The 8,546-nt window shown below is 65.4% G+C and carries 7 protein-coding genes; 3 read left to right on the top strand and 4 right to left on the bottom strand.

The genetic code is table 11. From position 1 onward, the window contains the following. Positions 1 to 236: 236 nt before the first annotated feature. Positions 237 to 1,064, top strand: coding sequence for a DUF72 domain-containing protein (locus tag QMX78_RS03885; RefSeq protein ID WP_282266724.1), 828 nt, complete (start codon positions 237 to 239; stop codon positions 1,062 to 1,064). A gap of 46 nt (positions 1,065 to 1,110) precedes the next feature. After that, positions 1,111 to 2,031, top strand: coding sequence for a DMT family transporter (locus QMX78_RS03880; protein WP_282266722.1), 921 nt, complete (start codon positions 1,111 to 1,113; stop codon positions 2,029 to 2,031). A gap of 163 nt (positions 2,032 to 2,194) precedes the next feature. Here the strand turns inward: QMX78_RS03880 and QMX78_RS03875 are convergent, their stop codons facing one another. The 4 genes from QMX78_RS03875 to QMX78_RS03860 all read right to left on the bottom strand — a co-directional run bounded on the left by QMX78_RS03875 (position 2,195) and on the right by QMX78_RS03860 (position 7,945). Further along, positions 2,195 to 3,259: a sensor domain-containing diguanylate cyclase gene (locus QMX78_RS03875; RefSeq protein ID WP_282266720.1), complete on the bottom strand. Its 1,065-nt coding sequence runs from the start codon at positions 3,257 to 3,259 to the stop codon at positions 2,195 to 2,197. An 80-nt stretch (positions 3,260 to 3,339) separates the two neighbouring features. Continuing rightward, positions 3,340 to 4,062, bottom strand: coding sequence for a pseudouridine synthase (locus tag QMX78_RS03870; RefSeq protein WP_282266718.1), 723 nt, complete (start codon positions 4,060 to 4,062; stop codon positions 3,340 to 3,342). A 54-nt stretch (positions 4,063 to 4,116) separates the two neighbouring features. Continuing rightward, on the bottom strand, positions 4,117 to 5,742 hold the full coding sequence (locus QMX78_RS03865; protein WP_343239163.1) for a diguanylate cyclase: 1,626 nt from the start codon (positions 5,740 to 5,742) through the stop codon (positions 4,117 to 4,119). Between the two features lie 241 nt (positions 5,743 to 5,983). After that, positions 5,984 to 7,945, bottom strand: coding sequence for a DEAD/DEAH box helicase (locus QMX78_RS03860; RefSeq protein ID WP_282266714.1), 1,962 nt, complete (start codon positions 7,943 to 7,945; stop codon positions 5,984 to 5,986). A 195-nt stretch (positions 7,946 to 8,140) separates the two neighbouring features. Between QMX78_RS03860 and QMX78_RS03855 the strand changes: the two genes are divergently transcribed. Then, positions 8,141 to 8,404, top strand: coding sequence for an RNA-binding S4 domain-containing protein (locus QMX78_RS03855; protein ID WP_282266712.1), 264 nt, complete (start codon positions 8,141 to 8,143; stop codon positions 8,402 to 8,404). Positions 8,405 to 8,546 lie beyond the last annotated feature (142 nt).

Here is an 8,546-nt window from a genome sequence, read left to right as displayed (position 1 = left end):
GTGCCGAGCCATGCTCGGCACTACGCTCCCTCCCTTTGGCCGGAGGCCAAGGGGAGGGTTGGGGAGGGGTAAGCTCTTTGCGAACTGATGCAGTGCTGGCAACGCGACTCATCCGGTTCCGTTGGCAGATGGTTTACCGGGAAAGCCCCTGCCGAGCATGGCTCGGCACTACCTTGTGCAGGTACATTGTCGGCTTCGCGGCTTGCACCGCTCCCACAAAGCATCGGGGCATTGTCTTGAACGATCTGTTTTCCAGCGCAGCACATGCGCCCGGCGTGCATATCGGCATCGGTGGCTGGACCTATGTGCCGTGGCGCGGTGGCACCTTCTATCCGGTTGGTCTGGTGCAGCGGCGTGAACTGGAATATGCCAGCCAGCAGCTGACCAGCATCGAGATCAACGGCACCTATTACGGCGCGCAGAAGCCGCATATCTATGCCGCTTGGCGCGATGCCACGCCGGAGGGCTTCATGTTCTCGGCCAAGGCGCCCAAGCGTATTGTCACTGCGCGCAAACTCGCCGCCAGCGGCGGGCAGATCGAGGACTTCATCGATGGCATCAGCCATCTCGGCGATCGGCTTGGGCCACTGCTGTGGCAGTTCGACGCCGGGCGCACGCTGGACCGCGAAGATCTCGCGGCGTTCCTGCAATTACTGCCACAGCAGGTCAATGGCCGCCGCCAGCGCCATGCCCTGGAAGTTCGCGATCCCGGCTGCTTCGATGCCGAGCTGGTGGCGCTGATCCGCCAGCACGGCATCGCGCTGGTCTATACCGACTCCGTCGCCTATCCCAACGCTGCCGACTTGTCCGGCGACTTCGTCTATGCACGCCTGATGGGCAGCCGCGACGAGCACGCTACCGGCTATCCGGCCAGTGAGCTTGCACCGTGGGCCGATCGCGTCCGGCGTTGGCGCAAGGGCGAAGACGCAACCGAACTGCCGCATCTGGCCGCACCATCTGCAGCCGCCGCACCACGCGAGGTCTTCCTGTACTTTATCAGCGCCGCCAAGCACCGCAACCCAGCGGCGGCACGCGAACTGCAACGGCTGATCGACGCAAACTGAAGCCCGCGGCGCGGCGCAACCACGCCGCATCGGCGACAATACGGCGATGCCTACCAACGACACCCGCAAAGCCCTGCTGCAGATCCACTTCTGCGTCCTGCTATGGGGCGTCACCGCCATCCTCGGCAAGCTGATCACCCTGCCTGCGTTGCCACTGGTGTGGTGGCGGATGTTGCTGGTGGTGGCGATGCTGGCACTGCTGCCGCGCGTCTGGCGCGGGCTGTCGGGCTTGAACCTGCGGCTGGTGCTGGGCTATGCCGGCATCGGCGCACTGGTGGCACTGCACTGGCTTACCTTCTACGGCGCGGTGAAGCTGGCCAATGCCTCGGTTGCGGCCACCTGCATCGCACTGGCGCCGGTGTTCACCGCCATCATCGAGCCATGGATTGCGCGGCGTCCCTTCCAGATGCGCGAATTGGCGCTGGGCGTGGTGGTGCTGCCCGGTGTCGCATTGGTGGTTGGCGGCGTGCCCGATGGCATGCGATTGGGCGTGGCGGTCGGTGCCGCCTCCGCATTGCTGGTGGCGCTGTTCGGCTCGCTCAACAAGCGCATGGTCGGCCACGCCGATCCGCTGACGGTCACTGCGGTGGAACTGGGTGCAGGCACCTTGACCCTGACCCTGCTGGCGCCCGTCATGCCGCTGTTGCTGCCGGCCCTGGCCAGTGACCTGTGGGTGCTGCCCAACCTGCACGACGGCCTGTTGCTGCTGGCCCTGTCCGGCCTGTGCACGCTGCTGCCGTTTGCCTTGGCATTGGTCGCGCTAAGGCACTTGAGCGCCTACACCACGCAGTTGGTGACCAACCTGGAACCGGTCTACGCGATCGTGCTGGCGATGTTGTTCCTTGGCGAGCAGCATGAGCTGACGCCGCAGTTCTATCTGGGCGTTGCGATCATTCTTGGTGGCGTGTTCCTGCACCCGCTGTTGAACCGGCTGCGGCCGGCTGCGGCAAGCACCGGTCAGGCCTGATCGCTTGCCGCCATGTAGCCCGGGTAAGCGCAGCGCACCCGGGGCTCGCCTCAGACACCTACCGAACGCTTGGGCCAAAGACGTCGTATGGACGAAATATGTTGGCCGCGCGGCAACTTGATTCCCGGGTGCGCTGCGCTTCCCCGGGCTATGCCATCTCGGCTCAGCCCGCCACAACCACCCGATCACGGCCCTCGGCCTTGGCCTGGTAGAGCGCGGCATCGGCACGGCGCAGGGTTTCGCCTGGTGCGTCACCTGCGCGGTGCACGGCAAGGCCGATACTCACCGAAATCGGCCGGCCGATCGGCAGCATGCCCACCGACTCACGCAGGTATTCGCATTGCAGCTCGGCTTGTTGCAGCGGTGTATCCGGCATCAGGATGACGAACTCCTCGCCACCATAACGCGCGGCCATGCCGCGCGCGGCAAACTGTGACTTCAGCACGCTGGACAGCTCGACCAGCACCCGATCACCTTCGGTATGGCCATGGATGTCATTGACCAGCTTGAAGTGGTCGATATCAACGATGGCCACCACCGGCGCAACCTCACCTGCACGTCCGATCGCTTCCGTCAGCGCAGCGGACAGCGCGCGGCGATTGGGCAGCCCCGTCAGCGGGTCCGTACGGGTCTGCTCGGACAGCTCCACATTGAGCTGCTCCAGCTGCTGGTAGTACTCAAGCAGGTGCGCCTCGTACCAATCGTGCTCGGCCTGGTGATGATCGATCTCGATCCGCAGCAGGCGCATTTCCATCATCCGGCTGACCTGCCGCGACAGCGCGCGCAATGCCTCGGCCTGTGGGGTGCCCAGCTGCGCCGGCACCGAATCGAACACGCACAGCGAGCCCAGTGCATAGCCATCGCTGCTGAGCAGCGGCGCACCGGCGTAGAAGCGGATATGTGGATCACCCAACACCGAGGGGTTGCCACTGAAACGCTGATCCTGGCGCGCATCGGCCACCACGGTCAGTTCCTGCGGCTTGAGGATGGTGTGGGCGCAGAACGCCTCGTCGCGCGGGGTCTGTTCACCGTCCAGGCCCTGCAGGGCCTTGAACCATTGCCGGTCGCGATCAATCAGGGTCACCGCCCCCATCGGCGTGCCGCAGATGGTGCGGGCGATGGTCACCAGGTCATCGAACTCCTGCTCGCGTGCGGTGTCCAGCACCCGGTAACGCTGCAGCGCGGCAATACGTTCGGCTTCATGGGCAGGCAATGCGGGCTTGATCATGCACGGGTCCAAAGCGGCAGGATGGAGGCGCAGCAGAGTCTAGCGGCTCACCGCGCAAAGCGCGGTGAGCGTGTCACACTTCACCACTGCTGCTGTTGCGGCAGCAACCCGCGCAGCTCCTGCTCGCTCAGGTTGCGCCATTGACCGGGCTTGAGCGCACCGATCTTGACGTTGTCGATGCGCACACGGCGCAGCTGGGTGACGCGATAACCGAACTCGGCGGCCATCAGACGGATCTGCCGGTTCAAGCCCTGCTCCAGGATGATGCGGAAACCGTACTTGGCGATGCGGCTGGTGCGGCACGGCAAGGTCATCTCGTTGTGGATGCGCACGCCACGCGCCATGCCGCGCAGGAACTCGTCGGTGACCGGCTTGTTGACCGCTACCAGATACTCCTTCTGGTGGCCGTTCTCGGCACGCAGGATCTGGTTGACGATGTCGCCGTTGCTGGTCATCAGGATCAGTCCTTCCGAATCCTTGTCCAGGCGACCGATCGGGAAGATGCGCTGCTCGTGGCCGACGAACTCGACGATGTTGTCCTTGACCGCGCTCTCGGTGGTGCAGGTGATGCCTACCGGCTTGTTCAGCACGATATAGACATGGCGGCGGCCGGTGCTCTTCTGCACCGCACGGGCGCGCAGCGGCTGGCCGTCCACCTTGACCTCGTCGCCCTCGCCCACGACCGCGCCGGTGCCGGCGACGATGCCATTGACGGTGACGCGACGGGCGGACAGCAGGCGATCGGCCTCACGGCGCGAACAGAAGCCGGTTTCGGCAATGTGCTTGTTGATTCGGATTGTCATCGGCGAATTATCCGCCATCACCCGCGGCCGGAACAGCGCGGCCGGATTGCCTGTTCAGGGCACTTCCCGGATATCGCGCGCATCCACCACCTGGTCCCGGCCGCTGCGCTTGGCCTGGTACATGGCATTGTCGGCCCGCCGCAGCAGCCCGGCCACGTCATTGTCGCGGTACTGCAGCTCGGCAAGACCAATACTGGCAGTGACCACCAGGCCTTCATGCTTGAGCCCGCGCGCCTGTACGGTGAGTTTTTCGCGCAGCTGCTCCAGCCGCGGACGCGCCGCGTCAGCGCCGATTCCCGGCAGCAGGATCAGGAATTCCTCGCCGCCCATGCGGATCACGTCGCTGCGGCTGCGCACACCGGTCAACAAGGTATTGGCCACCGATATCAGCACCTGGTCGCCGCCATCGTGGCCATAGTTGTCGTTGATCTGCTTGAACAGATCGATGTCCAGGAAGCCAATCGACAGCGGCAGCCCGCCAGCCTTGGCCTCGCGCAGATAGTGGTCGAGCTGGCGCAGGCCAGCGCGGCGATTCGGCAGGCCGGTCAAGGTGTCGGTATCGGCAAGCTCGCGCATCTCATCGCGTTGCTGGCGCAGCTGGCTGAGGCTGCGATTGAGGGAGTAAGCCGCCATCATCAGGAACCAGGTAACCGAGACCTGGATCGCCTCGACCCGGAACTCCACCAGCAGGCGGTTGTCCATCAGGTCGGCCAGCGCCATCACCAACAGCGGGATCACCGCCACCAGCCCATCCAGCGCCTGGAAGTTACGCCGTCGCAGCGCAACGATGGCAATGCCTACCGAGGTCATGCAGATCAACGTGAAGAAATCGTCCAGCGCCACCGCCATCCACGCCAACAACGGCCAAGGCATGAACGGCGCGGCCAACGCGACCAGCGCCAGCACGACCATCAGCCCCCGCATCCACGGCCGCGAGCCACGCAGCACACGACGACCACCGCACATCCGCCACAGCACCCAGCCCATCACCGCATAGCTGAGCGCTGATACCGAGACCATCCATACCGGCGCGTGGCCATCCACCGGCAGCCACGGCTCTGGATAGCCACTGAGTCCACTCAGCACCGCCTGCCACACCACCAACAGCCCGCAGACCAGGGTATAGATCAGGAAGTCGCGTCCGCGCGTGGTGGCGAACCCCATCAACGCGGACAGGGCCAAGGCCAGCGCAATCGCCACGCAGGCGGTGCGCACCACCAGCCGCAAGGTGTCCTGCTGCTGCAGCGGGCTGGGCGCGGCCAGGTGCACGGTGGGAATCCAGCGCGGCTTCAGCGGCGACTCCCAGGCCACCCGGATCGGCTCTACCGTGCCCTGCTTGGGCACCACCACCAGGCCGACGCCAGCACGGAAACGTGAGTCGCGGGTGCGGGCATCCTGCATATCACCGCAGACCTGGCGGTCGCCGTGGAAAATCATCACCTCGCCGGCAAACACATTGAATACGCCCACGCCTTGCGGCGCACCCGACCAACCGCCTTCGGGCGCGGCAATTTCAATGGCAGGGCGCATCCGCGCCAAGGCTTCGGCACTGCAGGCACGCAAAGGCGCCTGCTCAGCCGTTGCGGCGCCGGCAATCAGGAAATCACGGCCCACCTGCAGCGGTTGGGCGGCGCCCAGCAACGGCCACAATGCAAAGAACGTCGACAGCAGCAGAAGCACGGCCCATCTACATCCGACCCTGCCAGTACCTGCCCCTCCCCCTACTGCCATGAGCTTCCCTCTCGCGTTCCCCGACGCGGATAAGCAGCATTATCGCAATAACCCGCTGCGAGCAGTACGTGAAGACGGTCGCGGCTTGGACTTGTCGTCCCATCCGGTCCTGACAGGCCGACAAACGGTCAGAAACAGACAACCCCGGCATTGCCGGGGTTGTCTGGTCACACGCGTTGGACGGGCCGGATCAGTAGTTGCGCGGGCCGCGCGGCTTGAAGCCACCCGGACGCGAACCACCAGGACCGCCCGGACGCGGGCCGCGCGGACCCGACGGACGACCGCCCGGCTTGCCGTCACCCTTGTCGAAACGCGGCTTGAACGACGGCGCAGCGGCGCCGTGATCCTCACCCGCCTCGACCTTGCGCATCTGCAACTGCTGGCCCGACACCCACACCTTCTTCAGGTGCTGCAGCACGTCGGTCGGCATGTCAGCCGGCAGGTCCAACACCGAGTGACCATCGTGGATATCGATGCGGCCGATGAAACGGCTTTCCAGGCCGGCTTCGTTGGCGATCGCGCCGACGATATTGGCAGGCTTCACACCATGGGTATGACCGACTTCAATGCGGTAGGTCTCCATGCCGAACTCCGGCGCGCTGCGCGGCGGCATTTCGCGACGCGGACGCGACTCGAAATCACCTTCGCCACGCGGCGGGCGCGGTGCGCGCTCGCCATCATCATGACGCGGCGCACGCTCGAAACGCGGCTCGAAGCGGGCCGGGCGATCACCACGGTCACCGCGCTCGTCACGGCGATGGAAGCCGCCGTCACGCGCCGGACGCTCGCTGCGCTCGAACGACTGCTCGCGGCGCTCACGCACCGGCGGGGTCAGCAGGAACGGCGAATCGCCCTGCAGCAGCTTGGCCAGCGCAGCGGCAATATCGATGGCCGGCACGTTGTGCTCGCCTTCGTAGCGCTGCAGCAGGTCGCGGTAGAAATCCATGTCGCCGGCAGCCAGGGCCTGGCTGATGCGGTCCATGAACTTGGTCACGCGGTGATCGTTGACCGCATCCACGCTCGGCAGCTGCATTTCTTCGATCGGCTGGCGGGTTGCGCGCTCGATCTGGCGCAGCATGCCCTTCTCGCGCGGGGTGACGAACAGGATCGCCTCACCGCTGCGGCCGGCACGGCCGGTACGACCGATACGGTGCACGTAGCTTTCGGTGTCGTACGGGATGTCGTAGTTCAGTACGTGGCTGATGCGCTCCACGTCCAGACCACGGGCGGCCACGTCGGTGGCCACCAGGATGTCGAGCTTGCCGTCCTTCAGCATGGCGATGGTGCGCTCACGCTGGGCCTGCTGCATGTCGCCATTGATGGCGGCAGCGGCCAGGCCACGCGCCTGCAACTTGGTGGCAAGCTCCTCGGTACCCGCCTTGGTACGCGCGAAGATGATCATCGCGTCGAAGGGTTCCACTTCCAGGATGCGGGTCAGCGCGTCCAGCTTGTGCATGCCCGCCACCCACCAGTAACGCTGGCGGATGTTGGCCGAGGTGGTGGTCTTGGAAGCGATGGTCACTTCCACCGGCTCACGCAGGTAGGTCTGCGCGATGCGACGGATCTGCTGCGGCATGGTGGCCGAGAACAGCGCGACCTGACGGGTTTCCGGCAGCTTCTTGAGCACGGCTTCAACGTCGTCGATGAAGCCCATGCGCAGCATTTCGTCGGCTTCGTCGAGCACCAGCGTCTTCAGCTCGGACAGGTCCAGGGTGCCGCGATCGAGGTGGTCGATCACGCGGCCCGGGGTGCCAACCACGACGTGCACGCCACGGCGCAGGGCCGACAGCTGCTGGCCGTAGGGCTGGCCGCCGTACACCGGCAGCACGCGGAAGCCCGGCATCGACGCCGAATAGGTCTGGAACGCCTCGGCGACCTGGATGGCCAGTTCGCGGGTCGGGGCCAGCACCAGCACCTGCGGCTTGGTGGCGGAAAGATTGATGTTGGACAGCACCGGCAGCGCGAAGGCGCCGGTCTTGCCGGTGCCGGTCTGCGCCTGGCCGAGCACGTCGCGGCCTTCCAGCATTGCCGGAATGGTGGCAGCCTGGATCGGCGACGGGGTCTCGTAACCGACTTCGGCCACTGCCTTCATCACAGGCTCGGATAGGCCGAGATCTGCAAACAGCAGCGGCGCGGGGGTATCTTGGGACATGGTAACTCCGGGGGCACCGCCGCGAACGGGCGGGCGAAAAGACGCATATTGTGCGCTCTAAACAGCTCAGCTGTCGCGCATGGCTAGATTTGCGTTCAGCTTACGAACACAACCGGCCGCCGCGTGGCCCCTGTTGGAGCACCCGCACGGGTCGCCGATGGCGCACAATAGCACTCGTTTTTCTCCGTGAACACCATGCAGACCATCGAATTTGAACTTGACCGCGATTACGTGGAACTGAAGCAGCTGCTGAAACTGGCCGATCTGGTCACCAGCGGCGGCGAGGCAAAAATGATCATTGCCGACGGCCAGGTCACCGTGGATGGCGTGGTGGAGCTGCGCAAGGCCTGCAAGATCCGCGGCGGCCAGCAGGTGGCGCTTGGCGATGTCCTGATCAACGTCCTCGCCGATCCGGACCCGAATCGCGCCGAAGAAGACGACGAAGACGAAGATGAGTGAGGTAGTGCCGAGCCATGCTCGGCAGGGGCCGTCCCAGCGCCACATCAGCGCTGCAGGAGCGCCTGTAGTGCCGAGCCATGCTCGGCAGGGGCTTTCCCGGCACCCGTCGGCGCCGCAGCGTTTGTAGGAGCGGCGTAAGCCG

Source organism: Stenotrophomonas sp. PS02298, from assembly GCF_029959445.1.
Lineage (GTDB): Bacteria > Pseudomonadota > Gammaproteobacteria > Xanthomonadales > Xanthomonadaceae > Stenotrophomonas.
The sequence above is the reverse complement of the archived record's forward strand: the minus strand, read 5'-3'. Positions and strand labels throughout refer to the sequence as shown.